The following is a 19,139-nucleotide window of genomic DNA, read 5'->3' as shown; positions in this document are numbered from 1 at the left end:
GCAGTCCGGAGGAGATGTGATCGAGATTCACGCTTTCGACACCCAGGAAGCGCAAAGCGAAGCGCTCGCGCGCGCCGTCGGCGATGCGCTGCGCGCCGCGCTCGGCGGCCCCGCGCGCCCGACGCTCGCGGTGTCCGGCGGCACGAGCCCGCGCCCGTTCCTGCAAACGCTGTCGCACGCGGCGCTCGACTGGGCCGGCGTCGACGTCACGCTGGTCGACGACCGCTGGGTGCCGGAAGACGACGCGGCCAGCAACGCGCAGCTCGTGCGCGACGCGCTGCTGCAACACGCGGCGGCCCCTGCCCGCTTCCTGCCGCTCGTCGACACGCGCGCGGCGCTCGACGCGCACGTCGCCGCACTCAACGCGAACGCCGACTACCGCGTGCCGACCGTCGCCGTGCTCGGCATGGGCGAGGACGGCCACACCGCGTCGATCTTCGCCGATGCGCCCGAATGGGATCGCGCGATCACGACGCCCGAGCGCTTCGTCGCCGTGCATCCCGGCGCCGCGCCGCATGCGCGTTTGAGCTTCTCGCTCGATGCGCTCAAGCGCGTCGAGCGGCTGTTCCTGCTGATCGCGGGCGAACGCAAACGCGCGGTGCTCGACGCGGCAGCCGCATCGCTGCAGAAGAACGCGATTTCCCAACTGGCCAACGACAAGGGGACCAAGCTCGATGTCTACTGGTGCGCAAAGTAAGGCTGTCGTCGCGGCCCAGCATGCCGACGGCCCGCGCCTGCTCGCGGACGTCGGCGGCACCAACGCGCGTTTCGCGCTGGAAACCGGCCCCGGCGAGATCACGCAAATCCGCGTCTACCCCGGCGCCGACTATCCGACGCTCACCGACGCGATCCGCAAGTATCTGAAGGACGTGAAGATCAGCCGCGTGAACCACGCGGCGATCGCGATCGCGAACCCGGTCGACGGCGACCAGATCACGATGACCAATCACGACTGGAGCTTCTCCATCGAGGCCACGCGCCGCGCGCTCGGCTTCGACACGCTGCTCGTCGTGAACGACTTCACCGCGCTCGCGATGGCGCTGCCGGGCCTGACCGATGCGCAGCGCGTGCAGATCGGTGGCGGCACACGCCGCCAGAACAGCGTGATCGGGCTGCTCGGGCCCGGCACCGGGCTCGGGGTCTCCGGCCTGATTCCCGCGGACGACCGCTGGATCGCGCTCGGCAGCGAAGGCGGTCACGCATCGTTCGCGCCGCAGGACGAGCGCGAGGATCTCGTGCTGCAGTACGCGCGCAAGAAGTTTCCGCACGTGTCGTTCGAACGCGTGTGCGCGGGACCGGGCATCGAGGTCATCTACCGCGCGCTCGCCGCGCGCGACAAGAAGCGCGTGGCCGCGACCGTCGACACCGCGGAGATCGTCGAGCGCGCGCATGCGGGCGACGATCTCGCCCTCGAGGCGGTCGAATGCTTCTGCGGCATCCTCGGCTCGTTCGCGGGCAGCCTCGCGCTGACGCTCGGCGCGCTCGGCGGCGTGTACATTGGCGGCGGCGTCGCGCTGAAGCTCGGCGATCTGTTCACGCGCTCGTCGTTCCGCGCGCGCTTCGAGGCGAAGGGCCGCTTCACGCAGTATCTCCAGAACATCCCGACCTACCTGATCACCGCCGAATATCCGGCCTTCCTCGGCGTGTCGGCGATCCTCGCGGAGCAGTTGTCGAACCGGTCGGGCGGCGCATCGTCGGCCGTGTTCGAGCGGATCCGCCAGATGCGCGACGCGCTGACGCCGGCCGAGCGCCGCGTCGCCGATCTCGCGCTGAACCATCCGCGCTCGATCATCAACGACCCGATCGTCGACATCGCACGCAAGGCGGACGTGAGCCAGCCGACGGTGATCCGCTTCTGCCGCTCGCTCGGCTGCCAGGGGCTGTCGGATTTCAAGCTGAAGCTCGCGACCGGCCTCACCGGCACGATTCCGATGAGCCACAGCCAGGTGCATCTCGGCGACACCGCCACCGACTTCGGCGCGAAGGTGCTCGACAACACGGTGTCCGCGATCCTGCAGTTGCGCGAACACCTGAACTTCGAGCACGTCGAGAACGCGATCGAGATCCTGAACGGCGCGCGCCGCATCGAGTTCTACGGGCTCGGCAACTCGAACATCGTCGCGCAGGACGCGCATTACAAGTTCTTCCGCTTCGGGATTCCGACGATCGCGTACGGCGACCTGTACATGCAGGCCGCATCGGCCGCGCTGCTCGGCAAGGGCGACGTGATCGTCGCGGTGTCGAAATCGGGACGCGCGCCGGAATTGCTGCGCGTGCTCGAGGTCGCGATGCAGGCCGGCGCGAAGGTAATCGCGATCACGTCGAGCAACACGCCGCTCGCGAAGCGCGCGACCGTCGCGCTCGAGACCGACCACATCGAGATGCGCGAATCGCAGCTGTCGATGATCTCGCGGGTCCTGCATCTGCTGATGATCGACGTCCTCGCGGTCGGCGTCGCGATTCGTCGCGCGTCCACCAACGGCGAACTGCCGGAGGCCGTCGCGCAGGCGCGCGCACGGGCGAGCGACGACGAGACGGCCGACGTGCTCGACTGGCTGAGCCACGGCGCCTCGCCGGCGGCGAAGGACGTCGCGCGGGACTGACGCCCGACACGGCACGGCGGCCGCTTTCCGCCCGCCCGAAAAAAACGCCACCGACGCATCGCGCGGTGGCGTTTTTTCATGCCGGGGCGGCGGCTGCCGCGCCGGCTCAGGCGCCCGCTTTCACCGGCCGGCCATGCCAGCGCAGCACGAGGGAGCGGCCGACGAAACACAGCACGCCGGTGACGCCGATCGTCACGCCCATCGCGAACGGCGTGCCGTCCGCGAGTGCGCCGATCGCAACGCTCGCGATCGCGCCAAGCGCGAGCTGCATCGCGCCGAACACGGCCGCCGACGCGCCCGCGTTGTGCGGATAGCGATGCATCAGGTCGGTCGTGCAGTTCGCGGACAGGATCCCGACCACGCCGACCACGAAGAACAGGCACATGACGATCGACCACAACCCGCCCCACCCGGTCAGCGCGACGAGCGCGACCGCCAGCGACGCGATGCAGCTCACGAGCGACGCGGCCGAGATGATGCGCAGCGAGCCGATGCGGCCGACGAGCCGCGTGTTCGCGAAGTTGCCGATCATGATCCCGACGACGTTCAGGCCGAACAGCAGCCCGTAGTGCTGCGGCGACACGTGGAAATACTCGATGTACACGAACGGCGTCGCGGTGATGTACGAGAACATCGACGCGAACGCCATCCCGCCGCACAGCATGTGCCCCCACGCGACCGGATCGGACAGGATGCGCCCGTACGATGCGAACGACGCGAGCACGGCCGCGCTCTTGCGCCGCTCCTTCGGCCAGGTTTCCGGCACGCGCAGGTACGCGGTCGCCGCGCACACCGCGCCGAACACGGCGAGCACGACGAACACGCCGCGCCAGCCCGAGAAGCGCAGGATCTGCCCGCCGATCAGCGGCGCGAGCAGCGGCCCGACCGCAGTGACGATCGCAACCATCGACAGCACCTTCGCCGCATCGGTCGGCTCGTGCGCATCGCGCGCGATCGCACGCGACAGCACCGACGCCGCGCCGGCGCCGAGCGCCTGCAGGAACCGCACGAGGATCAGCATGTCGATCGAGTTCGACACGAAGCAGCCGACGCTCGCGAGCGTGAACAGCGCGATGCCACCGAGCAGCACGGGCCGGCGGCCCCACGTGTCGGACATCGGACCGTACAGCAGCATGCCGATCGAGAAGCCGGCCATGAAGCTCGTCAGCGTGCGCTGCGCGGCGCCGGGACTCACGGAAAAGCCGTCGGCGATCGACGGCAGGCTCGGCAGGTACATGTCGGTGGCGATCGGCCCGCAGGCCGCGAGCGCGCCGAGCAACAGGATCAGCCGGGCATCGGGCCGGCGTCGGATGACGTGAGACATGGGTATCCGGAATGGAGGCCCGCGCGCATCGGGGCGCGCGTGGCGGTGAAGACGGGAGGCCGCGCCGCGAACGGCGCTCAGGCCCATGATTGTACGCGCAACTTTTTTACGTGCTGGCGGCCGAGTGGGCGGCTGGCGGGAAAACACCGGCGCGACGCCCACCGCGCGGGATCGAGCGCCGGGATTCGATTAAGCTTGCAACTCCTCGCCCCTCTCGTCTGACCAATACGACACACGATCGAACCGATGACCGCCTTCCTGCTGATCTGGAGCCCCAAGAAATGGCCGTGGCCCGAACTGCCCGACGTCGCCGCGCGCGTGAAGGCCGGCGAGGCCGTGCATGACGTGTGGGGCTGCGGCTTCGCGCGCGGCATCCTGCCGGGCGATCGTGTGTTCCTGCACCGCGTCGCGAAGGAGCCGAAGGGCATGTTCGGCTCGGGCTACGTGACGCGCGCGCCCTACGAGGTGCCCGACCCGGCGACGAAGCGCGGCTACCGGCTGTGCATCGATTTCGTCTACGACTGGCTGGTCGACGCGCACCAGGACGTCGTGATCGCGCGCGACGCGCTGCGCGTCCATCCATACTCGGTGCAGACCTGGGACGCGCAGTCCTCCGGCACGGTGATCAAGCCGATGGTCGAAGGCCCGCTCGAGAAGCGCTGGGCCGAGCTGACCGGCAAGCGCAAGCCGCCACCGTTGCCGGATCGATAACGGGGCCGAATCACACCCTCGTCTCGCCCGGCCCGCGCCATCCCTCACGCGCCGAAAGGCCGCAGACCGCGCGGCGGGCCCGTCATGCGCGTCTCCGGTACAATCAGACGATCGTTCCGCCCAAGCGCCGCGGCCCGTGCACAGGCCCCCGCGCCCTTCTCTCGCAGGTTTCGTCCATGTCCAACAATCAGATCCTCTTCGAACGCGCCCAGAAGACCATTCCGGGCGGCGTCAACTCGCCGGTGCGCGCCTTCCGTTCGGTCGGCGGCACGCCGCGTTTCGTCTCGCGCGCGCAGGGCCCGTACTTCTGGGATGCCGACGGCAAGCAGTACATCGACTACATCGGCTCATGGGGCCCGATGATCGTCGGCCACGTCCATCCGGAAGTGCTGTCGGCCGTGCAGAACGTGCTCGCCGACGGCTTCTCGTTCGGCGCGCCGACCGAAGCCGAGATCGAAATCGCCGAGGAAATCTGCAAGCTCGTCCCGTCGATCGAGCAGGTGCGGATGGTATCGAGCGGCACCGAGGCCACGATGAGCGCGCTGCGTCTCGCGCGCGGCTTCACGGGCCGCAGCCGCATCGTCAAGTTCGAGGGCTGCTATCACGGCCACGCGGACAGCCTGCTGGTCAAGGCCGGCTCCGGCCTGCTGACGTTCGGCAACCCGACGTCGGCCGGCGTGCCCGCCGACATCGCGAAACACACGACCGTCCTGGAATACAACAACGTCGCCGCGCTCGAAGAAGCGTTCGGCGCGTTCGGCGACGAGATCGGCGCGGTGATCGTCGAGCCCGTCGCAGGCAACATGAACCTCGTGCGCGGCACGCCCGAATTCCTGAACGCGCTGCGCGCGCTGTGCACGAAGCACGGCGCCGTGCTGATCTTCGACGAAGTGATGTGCGGCTTCCGCGTCGCGCTCGGCGGCGCGCAGGCGTACTACGGGATCACGGCCGACCTCACCTGCCTCGGCAAGGTGATTGGCGGCGGGATGCCGGCCGCCGCGTTCGGCGGCCGCCGCGACATCATGGCCCACCTCGCGCCGCTCGGCGGCGTCTATCAGGCCGGCACGCTGTCGGGCAACCCGATCGCGGTCGCCGCGGGCCTGAAGACGCTGCAACTGATCCAGGCGCCCGGCTTCTACGACGCGCTCACCGCGCAGACGAAGCGTCTCGCCGACGGCCTCGCGGCCGAAGCGCGCGCGGCCGGCGTGCCGTTCGCCGCCGACTCGATCGGCGCGATGTTCGGCCTCTACTTCGCGGAGCGTGTGCCGACCAGCTTCGCGGAAGTCACGAAGAGCGACACCGAGCGCTTCAACCGCTTCTTCCACCTGATGCTCGACGAGGGCGTGTATTTCGCGCCGTCCGCGTACGAGGCCGGCTTCGTGTCGAGCACGCACGACGACGCGGTGATCGACGCGACGCTCGCGGCCGCACGCCGCGCATTCGCAGCCCTCGCCGCCTGACCCGGGTCCGCACGCATGTTCTCGGATACCGATTTCGCCCACATGCAGCGCGCGCTGACGCTCGCGGCGCGCGGCATGTATACGACCGCGCCGAACCCGCGCGTCGGCTGCGTGATCATCAAGGACGGCGACGTGATCGGCGAAGGCTTCACGCAGCCGGCCGGCCAGGACCACGCGGAAGTGCAGGCGCTGAAGGACGCGCGTGCGCGCGGCCATGACGTCGCCGGCTCCACCGTGTACGTGACGCTCGAGCCGTGCAGCCACTTCGGCCGCACGCCGCCGTGCGCGAACGCGCTGATCGACGCGCGCGTCGCGAAGGTCGTCGCGGCGATGGAAGACCCGAATCCGCAAGTGTCGGGGCGCGGCCTCGGAATGCTGCGCGACGCGGGCATCGACGTGCGCTGCGGGCTGCTCGCGAACGAAGCGGGTGAACTGAACATCGGCTTCGTGTCGCGGATGACGCGCGGCCGTCCATGGGTGCGGATGAAGACGGCCGCGTCGCTCGACGCGCGCACCGCGCTGCCGTCCGGCGAAAGCCAGTGGATCACCGGCGAGGCCGCGCGCCTCGACGGCCACGCCTGGCGCGCGCGCGCGTGCGCGATCCTCACCGGGATCGGCACCGTGCGCGAGGACAACCCGCTCCTGACCGTTCGCGGCATCGACACGCCGCGCCAGCCGCAGCGCGTGCTGGTCGACAGCCGCCTCGACCTGCCGCTCGATGCGCGCCTGCTCGAAGGCGCGCCGCTGCTGATCTTCTGCGGCCGGCTCGATGCCGCCGGCGAAGTGCGCGCGAACGTGCTGAAGTCGCGCGGCGCGGAAATCGTGCCGCTCGCGAATGCGTACGGCAAGGTCGACCTGCCCGCGATGCTGGCGGCGCTCGGCGCGCGCGGCGTCAACGAGTTGCACGTCGAGGCCGGCCACAAGCTGAACGGCTCGCTGTTGCGCGAGCAGTGCGTCGACGAGCTGCTGGTCTATCTCGCGCCGAGCCTGCTCGGCAGCGACGCGGCCGGCATGTTCGACCTCGCCGCGCCGGCGAGCCTCGACGCCCGCGTGCGGCTCGCGTTCCACAGCGTCGAGCGGATCGGCGACGATCTGCGAATCCTGGCGCGTGTCGCGCCGCCCCCCGCCACTCTTTGAACGGAGCCGTCAGGATGTTTACCGGAATTGTCGCGGCCGTCGGCCGCATCGAGGCGATCAACCCGCTCGGCGCGTCGCCCGAGGCGGGCGTGCGGCTGACCGTGCAGGCCGGCGGGCTCGACCTGGCCGATGTCGCGCTCGGCGACAGCATCGCGATCCAGGGCGCGTGCATGACGGTGATCGAAAAGACCGACACCGGTTTCGACGTCGACGTGTCTCGCGAAAGCCTGAACCGCACGGTCGGTCTCGCGCAGCCGGGCGAAGTGAACCTCGAGAAGGCGCTGCGCGCGCACGATCGCCTCGGCGGGCACATCGTGTCGGGCCACGTCGACGGCCTCGGCACCGTGACGCGCTTCGCGCCGGTCGGCGAATCGCACGAGTTGCGGATCGTCGCGCCGCGCGAGCTCGGCCGCTATCTCGCGTACAAGGGCTCGATCACGGTCAACGGCGTGAGCCTGACCGTCAACACGGTCGACGATCGCGCCGACGGCTGCGAGTTCTCGATCAACCTGATCCCGCATACGGTCGAGGTCACGACACTGCGTCACGTGAAGGCCGGCGACAAGGTCAATCTCGAAATCGACATGATCGCGCGGTATGTGGAGCGGATGATGTCGGCATCGCAGGGCGTGCATCAGGACTGACCAGACTGTTCCGCCCCCTGGATGGTAAATGGCAGCCGGCGGTGCGGCCCGGCACCTGACCTGATGGCCAACGACGCGCACGGGTCATCCCGTCGCGCTAAGATGCAACGGCAGCGGTTTCGGCGCCGCGACGCACGGTGCGCCGCGTACCGGCTGCCCCCTTTTCCTCCAGGAGTCGTCCCATGTCCATCTCGATGTACCAGGCTTCGCTGCCCGTCCTGATCCGCGGCCTCACCAACCTGCAGCACATCCTCGGCAAGGCGCAGGCGCATGCGGCCGAGAAGCAGATCGACCCGTCGGTGTTCATCGGCGCACGCCTCTATCCGGACATGCTGCCGCTCGTCCGCCAGGTGTATATCGCGACCGACACGGCCAAGGGCTGCGCCGCGCGGCTCGCCGGCGTCGACATCCCGAGCTATCCCGACGTCGAGCAGACGTTCGACGAACTGCACGCGCGCATCCAGAAGACGATCGACTATCTGAAAGGCTTCGACGCCGCGCAGATCGATGGCAGCGAAGCGCGCCAGGTCGTGCTCAAGATGCGCGTCGGCCCGATCGAGTTCACCGGCCAATCGTATCTGCTGAACTTCGTGCTGCCCAACTTCTTCTTCCACGTGACGACGGCATACGACATCCTGCGCCACAGCGGCGTCGAACTTGGCAAGCTCGATTACCTCGGCGGCCGTAACGAACAAGCGTGACGCACGGCCGGGGCTCGGCCGGCCTGCGGTGGCCCGTCTTCGGGCGGGCCGCGACGGCCCGGGCAGGCCCGGCCCGACGGCCGGTCGCACCGCTTTCCGGCGCGCTCGCCGGCCGCGCGCAGCCGGTGCCAGCCGAAACGTCGCCCGGCTGGCGTAAAATACGCACTTTCCTCTTTCTCGCCCCCTTATGACGCTCGCCTCCACGCTCGACATCATCGCGGAGTTGAAAGCCGGCCGGATGGTGATCCTGGTCGACGAAGAAGACCGCGAAAACGAAGGCGACCTCGTGATCGCCGCCGAATTCGTCACGCCGGAAGCGATCAACTTCATGGCCAAGTACGGCCGCGGCCTGGTTTGTCTGACGTTGACGCAGGAACGCTGCAAGCAGCTGCACCTGCCGCTGATGACCTACCGCAACGGCACGCAGTACGGCACCGCGTTCACGGTCAGCATCGAAGCGGCCGAGGGCGTGACGACCGGCATCTCGGCCGCCGACCGCGCGCACACGATCGCCACGGCGGTCGCGCACGACGTCCGCCCCGAGCACATCGTGCAGCCGGGGCACGTATTCCCGATCATGGCGCAGCCGGGCGGCGTGCTCGTGCGCGCCGGCCACACCGAGGCCGGCTGCGACTTCACCGCGCTCGCGGGCCTCACGCCGGCCGCGGTGATCTGCGAGATCATCAAGGACGACGGCACGATGGCGCGCCTGCCCGACCTGATCGAATTCGCGAAGGAACACGGTCTGAAGATCGGCACGATCGCCGACCTCATCCACTATCGCAGCCGCACCGAATCGATCATCGAGCGGATCGCCGAGCGCACGATGCAGACCGCGCACGGCACGTTCCGCGCGGTGCTGTACCGCGACCAGCCGAGCGGCTCGCCGCACATCGCGCTTGTGCGCGGCACGCCGTCGCCCGACGTCGATACGCCCGTGCGCGTGCACGAGCCGCTGTCGGTCCTCGATCTGCTCGAGACGAGCATCTCGACGCACTCGTGGACGCTCGACGCGGCGATGCGCGAGATCGCGGAACGCGACCTCGGCGTGATCGTGCTGCTCAACTGCGGCGACACGAAGGAACATCTGATCGACGTCTTCAAGGCGTTCGACGAGGAAGAAAAGGCCGCTGCGCTGAAGCGCCGGCCGGTCGATTTCAAGACGTTCGGCATCGGCGCGCAGATCCTGCGCGATGTCGGCGTCAGCAAGATGCAGGTGCTGTCGAATCCGCGCAAGCTGGGCAGCATGTCCGGCTACGGCCTCGAAGTCACGGGCTTCATTCCGATGCCCGGCGGCGAAGCCAAGTCCTGCCCGGCGTCCCACGCGTAACCCGCCACGACGCTTTCGCCCTATAACCGTTCATCCACACCACGGACCAGATCATGGAAATCGGACAATACCAACCGAATCTCGAAGGCGACGGCCTGCGTATCGGCATCGTGCAATCCCGCTTCAACGAACCCGTCTGCAACGGCCTCGCCGATGCGTGCGTCGAGGAACTCGAGCGCCTCGGCGTCTCCGGTGAAGATGTGCTGCTCGTGTCGGTGCCCGGCGCGCTGGAAATCCCGCTCGCGCTGCAGAAACTCGCGGAAAGCGGCCAGTTCGACGCGCTGATCGCGCTCGGCGCGGTGATCCGTGGCGAGACGTACCACTTCGAACTCGTGTCGAACGAAAGCGGCGCGGGCATCACCCGCATCGGCCTCGACTTCAACCTGCCGATCGCCAACGCGGTCCTGACGACCGAAAACGACGAGCAGGCCGTCGCGCGCATGACCGAAAAGGGTCGTGACGCCGCGCGCGTCGCGGTCGAGATGGCCAACCTGACGATGGCACTCGACCAGCTCGGCGACGACGACGAGGACGAAGAGGAAGAAGACGAAGAGGAGCGCGCATGAAGAAGAGCGCCCGCCGACAATCGCGCGAGCTGGCGACGCAGGGCCTGTATCAGTGGCTGCTGTCGAACGCGGCCTCCGGCGAGATCGACGCGCAGCTGCGCGGCGCGCTCGGTTACGACAAGGCTGACAAGGAACTGCTCGAAGCCATCCTGCACGGCGTGATCCGCGAGCACGCGACGCTCGTCGAAGCGCTGACGCCGTCGCTCGACCGCCCGATCGACCAGTTGTCTCCGGTCGAACGTGCGGTGCTGCTGATCGCGACGTTCGAGCTCACTCACCATGTCGAAACGCCGTACCGTGTGATCATCAACGAAGCGGTCGAACTCGCGAAGACGTTCGGCGGCTCCGACGGCTACAAGTACGTCAACGGCGTGCTCGACAAGCTCGCCGCGAAGCTGCGCCCCGCCGAAACGCAGGCGCGCCGCAACGGCTGATACCGTTTGTTTGTCCACGGGCGCGCAAGCGCCCGTTTTTCATTCTCTCCCCCGCCCCGCCCGACCGATGAATACCACCGCCGATTCGCTCGTCACGCTCGCCGCACGCGTCGACGCGATCCAGCCCTTCTACGTGATGGAACTGATGAAGGAGGCACAGCGGCTCGAGTCCTCCGGGCGCGATGTTATCCACATGGGCATCGGCGAACCGGATTTCACCGCGCCGGAGCCCGTCGTCGAGGCGGCCGCGGCCGCGTTGCGCCGCGGCGTCACGCAGTACACGAGCGCGCTCGGCATCGCGCCGCTGCGTGAAGCGATCGCCGCGCACTATGCGCGCGCCTACGGCCTCACGATCAGCCCCGAGCGGATCGTCGTGACGGCCGGCGCCTCCGCCGCGCTGCTGCTCGCGTGCCTCGCGCTGGTCGGCCGTGACGACGAGGTGCTGATGCCCGACCCGTCGTATCCGTGCAACCGGCATTTCGTCGCGGCGGCCGAAGGTCGGCCGGTGCTCGTGCCGAGCGGCCCGGAAGCGCGCTTCCAGCTCACCGCGGACGACGTCCGCACGCGCTGGGGCAGCCACACGCGCGGCGTGCTGCTCGCGTCGCCGTCGAACCCGACCGGCACGTCGCTCGAGCCGGACGAACTGAAGCGGATCGTCGAAGCCGTGCGCGCACGCGGCGGCTTCACGATCGTCGACGAAATCTACCAGGGGCTCAGCTACGACGCGGCGCCCGTGTCGGCGCTGTCGTTCGGCGACGATGTCGTCACCGTGAACAGCTTCTCGAAGTACTTCAGCATGACCGGCTGGCGGCTCGGCTGGCTCGTCGTGCCGCCCGCGCTCGTCGGCACCTTCGAAAAGCTGTCGCAGAACCTGTTCATCTGTCCGTCCGCGCTCGCGCAGCACGCGGCGCTCGCATGCTTCGAACCGGCAGCACTCGACATCTACGAGGCGCGCCGCCTCGAATTCAAGCGTCGCCGCGATTTCATCGCGCCAGCGCTCGAGAAGCTCGGCTTCACGGTGCCCGTGATGCCGGACGGCGCGTTCTACGTATATGCGCACTGCGGCGGCGTCGCCCATCCCGCGGCCGGCGACAGCGCGGCGCTCACGCACGCGATGCTGCACGATGCGGGCGTCGTGCTGGTGCCGGGCATGGATTTCGGCGTGCATGCGCCGCGCGACTATATCCGGCTGTCCTATGCGACCGCCTACTCGCGCCTCGAAGAGGCCGTCGAGCGGCTCGCGGCACTGTTTGGCCAGCACTGACCGCCGATCCGCCGATCCGCTTTCCCGGCCGGCACACCGGCCGTTGCCCCGCGCAAAAAAAGAAAAAGGCACCCGAATCGGGTGCCTTTTTGCTGGAGTCTGGCCGGAGCCGCGGGACGTTACGCGCCGAGTTCCGAGTGGTCGCCGTGCGACTGCTTCGCGGTGTCGACGCTTGCGTCGTCCTGCTGCGGTGCGCCCTTCGGCGCGGCAGCCGCTTTCGCGGTGATCGGCTGCGCGCCGTCGAGCGTCGCATGCACGCGCTTGGCGCCGCCGGCTGCTGCCGTCACGGCCGCGGTCACGATCGGCTTCGACGGCTGGGCCGGCGCCTGCGGCGCATTGACCGGCACGCTGCGGCCATGCGCGACATCGCGCAGGCGGCCGCGCTCGGCCATGACCTTGGAGCCGTAGGCGGTGTCGTCCGGGTTGGTCGAGCCGTTGTACAGACGCAGCCCGTTCGCGAGCGAGCCGCCGCGGGCGATGCAGTCCTTCAGCACGAGCGCGCCGACCTGCAGGTTCGCGAGCGGTTGCAGCGCGGTGTCCGTGCCGCCGAAATATTCGAACTTGTCGGAATGAACCTTCGACATGACCTGCATCAGGCCTTGCGCGCCGACGCCGCTTTCCGCGTACGGGTTGAAGCCCGATTCGATCGCCATCACGGACAGCAGCAGCAGCGGATCGAGGCCGACGTCGCGGCCGGTCTGGAACGCAGCCTTGACGAGCTGGCCGAGCGGCTCCTGCGCGACCCTGTAACGGCGCGACAGGTAGGTGGCGACGAGCGCCTGTTCGCGGTTCGACGCGAGCGCACGATCGTCGCGCGCATCGGCCGGGACCCGCTGGGTCGGGATCAGTTTCGCCAGCGCGACGGGCGACGGGCCGCTACGGGCCGGATCGGACGCATCGTTCTGCGCGGCGGTTTCCGGCGTGACGTCGAGACCGACGGCGAGCGCATCCGTTTCCGGGGCGTCTTCCTGCTGCGGCTGCGCGCCAGCAGGCGCGAAGTTCGGCAGCGGATGGCCGGTCAGCAGACGGGCCGGACCGGCCTGCACGGCCGCGGATACGACCGGCATCAGCTTCGCGGCGAGATTCCCGCGCACGGTCGGCAGCAACCACAGGGCAAGTGCGACCGCGACAGCGAGACAGCCGACAACGCTGAATAGATGGTGACTGACACGCGTCCCGCGACGCAGCATGTTGCGCACGATTTGTGCATGCTGCTCACTAGGACGCCACGATAACCAAGCGTTCATTCAGATCATCTCCCATGAACATGACTCGTGCGGCTCGCTCAGCTCGATGGCGAGACGGAAAACGCGCCGCGGAATCACGACGCCGCACGCCTTGGTTGGGACGCGCAAGCATCGGGGAAACGGTATAAGTACCGTTCGAGGCCACGGTGTAAGAGGGCCGGCACCTTCGCACATTGGGCGAGGCGGGCATACGCGGTGGCACCCACGCAAAAAAACCAGCGTCTCGTGGCGCTGGCTGGGACTACGACAAAGGCCGTCGAATACGCCGTGCAGGTTTCGGCGGACGGTGACGCGCTGCGTCAAAGATCGGTGATTGGCGGCTCGAAGCCTTTTACCCTGCAACCAATGTGAGCGGATTCTAGCAGGGTTTTATAGATCGTCAACACTATAAAACCGCAAAATCATAACAAAAAGTAATTTTGAATCGCCCTTCAGATCGCAAGCCCGCTGCCGTAGGGGCTCTGCGCGCCGTCGACTTTTTTCTCCGCCGGGCGTGCGAGCGGCCGCCCGGGTAAAATCGTCGGTCGATTCGGGGCCGCAGCCGGCCGCTGCGCCCGCCCATCGCTGCCCGCCTTGCGGGTGGCTCGGACCTTCTTCATGAAATACAAAGACTTACGCGATTTCATCCAGCGCCTCGAGGCGCTCGGCGAGCTGCGGCGCGTCACGCAGCCCGTGTCGCCCGTGCTCGAAATGACCGAACTGTGCGACCGCGTCCTGCGCGCCGGCGGCCCGGCGCTGCTGTTCGCAGCGCCGCCCGGCAATGCGTTCCCGGTGCTCGGCAACCTGTTCGGCACGCCGCGCCGCGTGGCGCTCGGGATGGGTGTCGATGCGGGCGACGACGCCGCGCTCGGCTCGCTGCGCGACCTCGGGCGGCTGCTGTCCGCGCTGAAGGAGCCGGATCCGCCGAAGAGCCTGAAGGACGCCGGCAAGCTGCTGTCGCTCGCGAAGGCCGTATGGGACATGGCGCCGAAATCGGTGTCGTCGCCGCCGTGCCAGGAGATCGTCTGGGAAGGTGCCGACGTCGACCTGAACAAGCTGCCGATCCAGACCTGCTGGCCCGGCGACGCAGGGCCGCTCGTCACGTGGGGCCTCACGGTCACGCGCGGGCCGAACAAGCCACGCCAGAACCTCGGCATCTACCGCCAGCAACTGATCGGCCGCAACAAGCTGATCATGCGCTGGCTCGCGCATCGCGGCGGTGCGCTGGACTTCCGCGAATTCGCGCTGAAGAACCCCGGCAAGCCGTATCCGGTCGCGGTCGTGCTCGGCGCCGATCCGGCTACGACGCTCGGCGCGGTGACGCCCGTGCCCGATTCACTGTCCGAGTATCAGTTCGCCGGCCTGCTGCGCGGCAGCCGCACCGAGCTCGCGAAGTGCCTGACGCCCGGCGTCGATACGCTGCAGGTGCCCGCCCGCGCGGAGATCGTGCTCGAAGGCTTCATCCATCCGCAGGAAGGCGCACCCGCCCCTGCCCCGGCCGGCGCACCGCCGCGGCCGGCCGGCAACGCGGCCGCCGCATACGAACACGCGCTCGAAGGCCCGTACGGCGACCACACCGGCTACTACAACGAGCAGGAGTGGTTCCCGGTGTTCACCGTCGAGCGGATCACGATGCGCCGCGACGCGATCTATCACTCGACCTATACGGGCAAACCGCCCGACGAGCCGGCCGTGCTCGGCGTCGCGCTCAACGAGGTGTTCGTGCCGCTGCTGCAGAAGCAGTTCACCGAGATCACCGACTTCTACCTGCCGCCGGAAGGCTGCAGCTACCGGATGGCCATCGTCCAGATGAAGAAGAGCTACGCCGGCCATGCGAAGCGCGTGATGTTCGGCGTGTGGAGTTTCCTGCGGCAGTTCATGTATACGAAGTTCATCGTGGTCGTCGACGAGGACGTCAACATCCGCGACTGGAACGAGGTGATCTGGGCGATCACGACGCGCGTCGACCCCGTGCGCGACACCGTGATGGTCGACAGGACGCCGATCGACTATCTCGATTTCGCGTCGCCCGTCGCGGGCCTCGGCTCGAAGATGGGGCTCGACGCGACCAACAAGTGGCCGGGCGAGACGAACCGCGAATGGGGTCGCCCGATCGAGATGGATGCGGCGGTGAAGGCGCGTGTCGACCGTCTCTGGCAGGAAATCGGACTGTAAGTCCGCGCCTTGAACGCACCCGGCAAGAACAACGATGAGCTTTCCCCCCACCTCGATGCTGTCCGACGGGTTCTTCCTGTCGCTGTCGCTGTGTCTCGACATCGGCCTCGTCAACGTCGCGATGCTGTCGCTGACGCTGTCGCACGGCTTCCGGCCGGGCTTCTGGCTCGGCGTCGGCTCGTGCGTCGGCGATCTCGTCTACGCGGCGCTCGCGCTCGCGGGCATGGCCGTGCTGCTGCAGTTCGAGGCCGTGCGCTGGATCGTCTGGATCGGCGGCGGTGCGGTGCTGCTGTTCCTCACGTGGAAGATGGCGCGTGAAGCGCTCGCGCCGGCCGGCAGCGGCCACGACGGCACGGCGGACGACACGCCGCAGCCGCGTGCCAGCGCGCGGCGCAGCTTCGTGCGCGGAATGCTGCTGGCGATGTCGTCGCCGAGTGCGATTCTGTGGTTCGCGGCGGTCGGCGGCGCGCTGATCGCGAAAGCCGGCGCGACCACGCCGGCGACGGCGTCGGTGTTCCTGTCCGGCTTCTTCCTCGGCGGCCTCGCGTGGACGCTCTTCATGTGCACGCTCGCGAGCCAGGGCCGCAAGCGCGCGGGCGCCGGGATGATGCGCGCGTGCCACGTCGCGTCGGCGCTGCTGTTCGCGTATTTCTCGTACAGCGTGATCGTCGGCGGCTACCGCGACCTGATTGCCCACGCGGCGTGACCGCCGCACGCACAGCCGCGCCCCAAATGAAAAACGGCGCAACGCCCCGCGAGGGACGTTGCGCCGTTTTGCCGCGCGCGGTCAGGCCGCCGCGCGGAATTCGTCAACGACGCCAGCCGTGGTGACCCCAGCCGCCGTAGCCGTGACGCCAGTACGGACGGCCGTAGTAGCCGCCGTAGCCGCCGACGACCACGGCAGGCGGTGCATAGTAGGCCGGCGCCGGCGCGTAATACACCGGCGGGGGCGGTGCGTAATAAACGGGCGGAGGCGGTGCATACACGGGATACGCAGGTGCGATCGGGACCCCGATGCCGACCCCGATCGACACGTGAGCCTGAGCGGCGCTTGCGGCCCCCAGGGCCAGCGCGGCGGCGGCGATGAACGGAATGAGCTTTTTCACTTCGATTCTCCTGCTGGAGCGGTAATTTGTACGCTCCTGTCGGCAACGGCGGGCATGCACGTCGCATGGATGCAATGTAGCGAAAACCCACCGCTCGCGTATGGCGCATTTGTTGCAAATTGCAATTCCACGCGGCGGCGGCGACCGTGCAGCAGGGCGCCGAGGCCCGGCAATCCCCCTCGCGAGTCCCGCGATTCCGTCCGAGCAGCCAAACCGCGACGCGCCGGCCGGTCAGTCTTACCGGATCCGGTAAGCGCGGCCGGCACGCTTCCGTAATGAACGATTACAAATTTGAAACAGGACGCCGACAATCCAGGCGGGACACAGCCCCCGCGCGATTTGGGGCCGGATTAGGCCATCTTCGACGGAGGCGAAACCGCGGCGCGAATTTACCTTGTCCGCACCGAACGCTGCCGTCCAGGCCGTCCCCGTTCGGCATCGCCGCCGATCCGCGACCGCCCCGTCATTCCTGCGATACTGACGTCTGCTCCGTTTTCGCTGCGTGACCCGCCATGCCCCTCCCCGCTCTCCCCCGCCTCGGCTTCATCGGCGCCGGCCGCCTGGCGCGCTGCCTCGCCCTGCGCTTCGCGGCGGCCGGCTTTCCGGTCATCGCGATCGCGAGTCGCACGACGGCATCGGCCGCGGCACTTGCCGCGCGCATCGACGGCTGCCGGGCGGTCGACACGCCGCAGCAGGTTGTCGACGCCGCCGACCTGATCTTCCTGACCGTGCCCGACGACCATCTCGCATCGACCGCCGCCGCGCTGCGGTTCGACGCGGCGCGCGCGGCAGGCCAGGCGCTCGTCCACTGCAGCGGCGCGTCGGCGGTCGAGTTGCTCGATCCGGCAAAGCGCCAAGGCGCGGCCACGGGCGGCTTCCACCCGCTCTACCTGTTCGGCGGCACGGACGCCGATCTCTCCCGCATCGACGGCTGCTCGGTCACGCTCGAAGCCGACGGCGCGCTGCACGCGACGCTGCTGCGACTTGCTGCCGCACTCGGTTGCCATCCGCTGTCGATTCCGGCCGGCGGCCGAATGCTGTATCACGCGGCCGCGCATTACGCGGCGAGCTTCGCGCTGTGCGGGCTGTCGGAAGCGGTCGAGCTGTGGCGCGGCCTCGGCTTCGACGAGGAAGCGGCGTTGCGCGCGCTGCTGCCGATGCTCGCCGGCACGATCGCCACCGCGCGCGACAAGGGCCTCGCGAACGCACTGGCAGGCCCGGTGTCGCGCGGCGACACCGGCATCGTCAAGCGTCAGCTCGCGCTGCTCGAAGCGCGCGGCGGCGACCACGCGACCCTGTATGCGCTGATGACCCGCCGCGCAGTCGCGCTCGCGGCGAAGCGCGCGGCGCCGCCGGCCGCGCTGCCGGCGCTTGCGCAGGCCGTCGAAACGTCGCTCGAGCGCACGACCGGGCACCCCTCCCCGCCGCGAGACGAGGCGTGATAAGGTGTCGGCCGATGCGCCGCCATCCGGCGTTGGCGGCCGCACGCTACCCGACTGTATAAAAAGGATGCCAACGATGTTCGGCGAGATCGCCCGTTTTCTGCTCAATACCGTCTTCACACTGTTCGGCGCGGCGCTGATTCTGCGCGTCTGGATGCAGGCCGTCCGCGTGCCGCCGTACAACCCCGTCACGCAGGCCGTGCTGCAGGCGACCAACTGGCTCGTGCTGCCGTTGCGCCGCGTGATCGCGGGCGTGCGCGGCATCGACTGGGCAAGCGTCGTCGCCGCCCTCCTCACCGCGCTCGTCTATGTGGTGCTGATGGTCGTGATGGCCGGCCTGGATCCGGCCTCGGTGATCGCGACGCTCGTCGTGGTCGCGCTGCTCACCGTCGTGAAGTGGGCGCTCAATCTCGTGATCTGGATGACGATCCTGATGGCGCTGCTGTCGTGGCTCAATCCGCGCTCGCCGGCGATGCCGATCCTCTACCAGCTCACCGCGCCGTTCCTGAACCCGCTGCGCCGCGTGATCCCGAACCTGGGCGGCATCGACCTGTCGCCGATCCTGCTGTTCGTGATCGTGCAGGTGCTGCTGATGATCGTCACGCGCGCCGCCGTGTCGCTGACGATGTTCGGCATCTGACGCGTTGCGCTATGCTGCCGGCCCCTGCGCCGGCGACACCTCGAGCGTGTCGATCACCCCGAAGCGCGCGGGAATCATCGCGTAGCACACGCGCACCTTCTCGCGCGCAAGCCGCTCGAGCAGTTGCTGCGCCTCGTCCTCGGTGACGATGAACTCGACCTCGATCGCGAGCGAGCCCTGCAGCTCGAAAAAGCGGTCCTCGTGCAGCACCCGATGCCGGCCGAAGCCGGCCATCGCCCGAAACGCGGAACCGCCCGCGACGCCCATCCGGTTTCCTTCCTCCAGCAACCACTCCCACAGCGGCTTCCAGTGCAGCCGGTGCTGCTCGTGCACGTAGAAGCGCAAGAAAACCCTGTCCATCGCGTCCTCCCGATGC

At 68.6% G+C, this 19,139-nt stretch carries 19 protein-coding genes; 15 read left to right on the top strand and 4 right to left on the bottom strand.

Going from position 1 to position 19,139, the window contains the following annotated elements; all coding sequences use genetic code 11:
- The first annotated feature begins 16 nt into the window (after positions 1-16).
- Together pgl and ACT2FV_RS21380 are read left to right on the top strand one after the other, a co-directional pair.
- Entirely contained in the window at positions 17-697 is a 681-nt protein-coding gene (gene pgl, locus ACT2FV_RS21385; protein ID WP_444504752.1) for a 6-phosphogluconolactonase, read from the top strand.
- On the top strand, positions 675-2,603 hold the full coding sequence (locus tag ACT2FV_RS21380; RefSeq protein ID WP_124904337.1) for a bifunctional transcriptional regulator/glucokinase: 1,929 nt from the start codon (positions 675-677) through the stop codon (positions 2,601-2,603). Before pgl ends, ACT2FV_RS21380 begins: the two co-directional genes overlap by 23 nt.
- Positions 2,604-2,709: 106 nt before the next feature.
- Here ACT2FV_RS21380 and ACT2FV_RS21375 read toward each other — a convergent pair whose 3' ends face one another.
- The gene (locus tag ACT2FV_RS21375) at positions 2,710-3,927 is read right to left on the bottom strand and encodes a Bcr/CflA family multidrug efflux MFS transporter (protein WP_444504751.1); all 1,218 of its coding nucleotides are present in this window, start codon (positions 3,925-3,927) and stop codon (positions 2,710-2,712) included.
- Between the two features lie 246 nt (positions 3,928-4,173).
- Here ACT2FV_RS21375 and ACT2FV_RS21370 point away from each other — a divergent pair, with 246 nt between their 5' ends.
- The 9 genes from ACT2FV_RS21370 to ACT2FV_RS21330 all read left to right on the top strand — a co-directional run bounded on the left by ACT2FV_RS21370 (position 4,174) and on the right by ACT2FV_RS21330 (position 12,174).
- Positions 4,174-4,638 (top strand): hypothetical protein, encoded by a 465-nt coding sequence (locus ACT2FV_RS21370; RefSeq protein WP_444504750.1) that lies wholly within the window; start codon positions 4,174-4,176, stop codon positions 4,636-4,638.
- 176 nt (positions 4,639-4,814) lie between these two features.
- Positions 4,815-6,098, top strand: coding sequence for a glutamate-1-semialdehyde 2,1-aminomutase (gene hemL / locus ACT2FV_RS21365; protein WP_444504749.1), 1,284 nt, complete (start codon positions 4,815-4,817; stop codon positions 6,096-6,098).
- Positions 6,099-6,113: 15 nt separating this feature from the next.
- A complete protein-coding gene (gene ribD, locus ACT2FV_RS21360) occupies positions 6,114-7,235 on the top strand; it encodes a bifunctional diaminohydroxyphosphoribosylaminopyrimidine deaminase/5-amino-6-(5-phosphoribosylamino)uracil reductase RibD (protein WP_059605363.1) in 1,122 nt (373 codons plus the stop codon).
- A 14-nt stretch (positions 7,236-7,249) separates the two neighbouring features.
- Entirely contained in the window at positions 7,250-7,879 is a 630-nt protein-coding gene (locus ACT2FV_RS21355) for a riboflavin synthase (protein WP_059680800.1), read from the top strand.
- 182 nt (positions 7,880-8,061) lie between these two features.
- Entirely contained in the window at positions 8,062-8,580 is a 519-nt protein-coding gene (locus ACT2FV_RS21350; protein WP_059605368.1) for a DUF1993 domain-containing protein, read from the top strand.
- Positions 8,581-8,767: 187 nt separating this feature from the next.
- Positions 8,768-9,910 (top strand): bifunctional 3,4-dihydroxy-2-butanone-4-phosphate synthase/GTP cyclohydrolase II, encoded by a 1,143-nt coding sequence (gene ribBA / locus ACT2FV_RS21345; RefSeq protein ID WP_059605371.1) that lies wholly within the window; start codon positions 8,768-8,770, stop codon positions 9,908-9,910.
- A gap of 53 nt (positions 9,911-9,963) precedes the next feature.
- Positions 9,964-10,476, top strand: a complete 513-nt coding sequence (gene ribH / locus ACT2FV_RS21340; RefSeq protein WP_444504748.1) for a 6,7-dimethyl-8-ribityllumazine synthase — start codon at positions 9,964-9,966, stop codon at positions 10,474-10,476.
- A complete protein-coding gene (gene nusB, locus ACT2FV_RS21335; RefSeq protein ID WP_059605377.1) occupies positions 10,473-10,910 on the top strand; it encodes a transcription antitermination factor NusB in 438 nt (145 codons plus the stop codon). Before ribH ends, nusB begins: the two co-directional genes overlap by 4 nt.
- Positions 10,911-10,977: 67 nt before the next feature.
- Entirely contained in the window at positions 10,978-12,174 is a 1,197-nt protein-coding gene (locus ACT2FV_RS21330; protein ID WP_059605381.1) for a pyridoxal phosphate-dependent aminotransferase, read from the top strand.
- Positions 12,175-12,293: 119 nt separating this feature from the next.
- Here the strand turns inward: ACT2FV_RS21330 and ACT2FV_RS21325 are convergent, their stop codons facing one another.
- Positions 12,294-13,421 carry a transglycosylase SLT domain-containing protein gene (locus ACT2FV_RS21325; RefSeq protein WP_444504747.1) on the bottom strand — a complete coding sequence of 376 codons (1,128 nt, stop codon included), beginning with the start codon at positions 13,419-13,421 and terminating at the stop codon, positions 12,294-12,296.
- A 597-nt stretch (positions 13,422-14,018) separates the two neighbouring features.
- On the opposite strand from ACT2FV_RS21325, the gene ACT2FV_RS21320 reads away from it, so the two are divergent.
- Together ACT2FV_RS21320 and ACT2FV_RS21315 are read left to right on the top strand one after the other, a co-directional pair.
- Positions 14,019-15,575: a UbiD family decarboxylase gene (locus tag ACT2FV_RS21320; RefSeq protein ID WP_124902997.1), complete on the top strand. Its 1,557-nt coding sequence runs from the start codon at positions 14,019-14,021 to the stop codon at positions 15,573-15,575.
- Between the two features lie 34 nt (positions 15,576-15,609).
- Positions 15,610-16,281, top strand: coding sequence for a LysE family translocator (locus ACT2FV_RS21315; RefSeq protein ID WP_059605390.1), 672 nt, complete (start codon positions 15,610-15,612; stop codon positions 16,279-16,281).
- A 103-nt stretch (positions 16,282-16,384) separates the two neighbouring features.
- On the opposite strand, the gene ACT2FV_RS21310 is transcribed toward ACT2FV_RS21315, so the two are convergent.
- Positions 16,385-16,681 carry a hypothetical protein gene (locus ACT2FV_RS21310; RefSeq protein ID WP_124629662.1) on the bottom strand — a complete coding sequence of 99 codons (297 nt, stop codon included), beginning with the start codon at positions 16,679-16,681 and terminating at the stop codon, positions 16,385-16,387.
- Positions 16,682-17,193: 512 nt separating this feature from the next.
- Between ACT2FV_RS21310 and ACT2FV_RS21305 the strand changes: the two genes are divergently transcribed.
- Together ACT2FV_RS21305 and ACT2FV_RS21300 are read left to right on the top strand one after the other, a co-directional pair.
- Positions 17,194-18,123, top strand: a complete 930-nt coding sequence (locus ACT2FV_RS21305; protein ID WP_151048871.1) for a Rossmann-like and DUF2520 domain-containing protein — start codon at positions 17,194-17,196, stop codon at positions 18,121-18,123.
- Between the two features lie 76 nt (positions 18,124-18,199).
- Positions 18,200-18,763 carry a YggT family protein gene (locus ACT2FV_RS21300; RefSeq protein ID WP_059530230.1) on the top strand — a complete coding sequence of 188 codons (564 nt, stop codon included), beginning with the start codon at positions 18,200-18,202 and terminating at the stop codon, positions 18,761-18,763.
- A 9-nt stretch (positions 18,764-18,772) separates the two neighbouring features.
- Here ACT2FV_RS21300 and ACT2FV_RS21295 read toward each other — a convergent pair whose 3' ends face one another.
- Positions 18,773-19,123, bottom strand: a complete 351-nt coding sequence (locus ACT2FV_RS21295; protein WP_124629659.1) for a DUF190 domain-containing protein — start codon at positions 19,121-19,123, stop codon at positions 18,773-18,775.
- Between the last annotated feature and the right edge of the window lie 16 nt (positions 19,124-19,139).

The organism is Burkholderia sp. PR2, from assembly GCF_052372875.1.
Taxonomy (GTDB): domain Bacteria; phylum Pseudomonadota; class Gammaproteobacteria; order Burkholderiales; family Burkholderiaceae; genus Burkholderia; species Burkholderia diffusa.
This window is presented reverse-complemented; position numbering and strand designations above follow the sequence as displayed.

Excerpts from the sequence above, each read along its gene's own strand:
- ribH (WP_444504748.1), top strand. The coding sequence starts at position 9,964 with ATGGAAATCGGACAATACCAACCGAATCTCGAAGGCGACGGCCTGCGT.
- nusB (WP_059605377.1), top strand. The coding sequence starts at position 10,473 with ATGAAGAAGAGCGCCCGCCGACAATCGCGCGAGCTGGCGACGCAGGGC.
- ACT2FV_RS21295 (WP_124629659.1), bottom strand. The coding sequence starts at position 19,123 with ATGGACAGGGTTTTCTTGCGCTTCTACGTGCACGAGCAGCACCGGCTG.
- ACT2FV_RS21300 (WP_059530230.1), top strand. The coding sequence starts at position 18,200 with ATGTTCGGCGAGATCGCCCGTTTTCTGCTCAATACCGTCTTCACACTG.
- ACT2FV_RS21355 (WP_059680800.1), top strand. The coding sequence starts at position 7,250 with ATGTTTACCGGAATTGTCGCGGCCGTCGGCCGCATCGAGGCGATCAAC.
- ACT2FV_RS21370 (WP_444504750.1), top strand. The coding sequence starts at position 4,174 with ATGACCGCCTTCCTGCTGATCTGGAGCCCCAAGAAATGGCCGTGGCCC.
- ACT2FV_RS21350 (WP_059605368.1), top strand. The coding sequence starts at position 8,062 with ATGTCCATCTCGATGTACCAGGCTTCGCTGCCCGTCCTGATCCGCGGC.
- ACT2FV_RS21330 (WP_059605381.1), top strand. The coding sequence starts at position 10,978 with ATGAATACCACCGCCGATTCGCTCGTCACGCTCGCCGCACGCGTCGAC.
- ACT2FV_RS21375 (WP_444504751.1), bottom strand. The coding sequence starts at position 3,927 with ATGTCTCACGTCATCCGACGCCGGCCCGATGCCCGGCTGATCCTGTTG.
- ACT2FV_RS21325 (WP_444504747.1), bottom strand. The coding sequence starts at position 13,421 with ATGAACGCTTGGTTATCGTGGCGTCCTAGTGAGCAGCATGCACAAATC.
- ribBA (WP_059605371.1), top strand. The coding sequence starts at position 8,768 with ATGACGCTCGCCTCCACGCTCGACATCATCGCGGAGTTGAAAGCCGGC.
- ribD (WP_059605363.1), top strand. The coding sequence starts at position 6,114 with ATGTTCTCGGATACCGATTTCGCCCACATGCAGCGCGCGCTGACGCTC.
- ACT2FV_RS21305 (WP_151048871.1), top strand. The coding sequence starts at position 17,194 with ATGCCCCTCCCCGCTCTCCCCCGCCTCGGCTTCATCGGCGCCGGCCGC.
- ACT2FV_RS21380 (WP_124904337.1), top strand. The coding sequence starts at position 675 with ATGTCTACTGGTGCGCAAAGTAAGGCTGTCGTCGCGGCCCAGCATGCC.
- ACT2FV_RS21320 (WP_124902997.1), top strand. The coding sequence starts at position 14,019 with ATGAAATACAAAGACTTACGCGATTTCATCCAGCGCCTCGAGGCGCTC.
- hemL (WP_444504749.1), top strand. The coding sequence starts at position 4,815 with ATGTCCAACAATCAGATCCTCTTCGAACGCGCCCAGAAGACCATTCCG.
- ACT2FV_RS21315 (WP_059605390.1), top strand. The coding sequence starts at position 15,610 with ATGAGCTTTCCCCCCACCTCGATGCTGTCCGACGGGTTCTTCCTGTCG.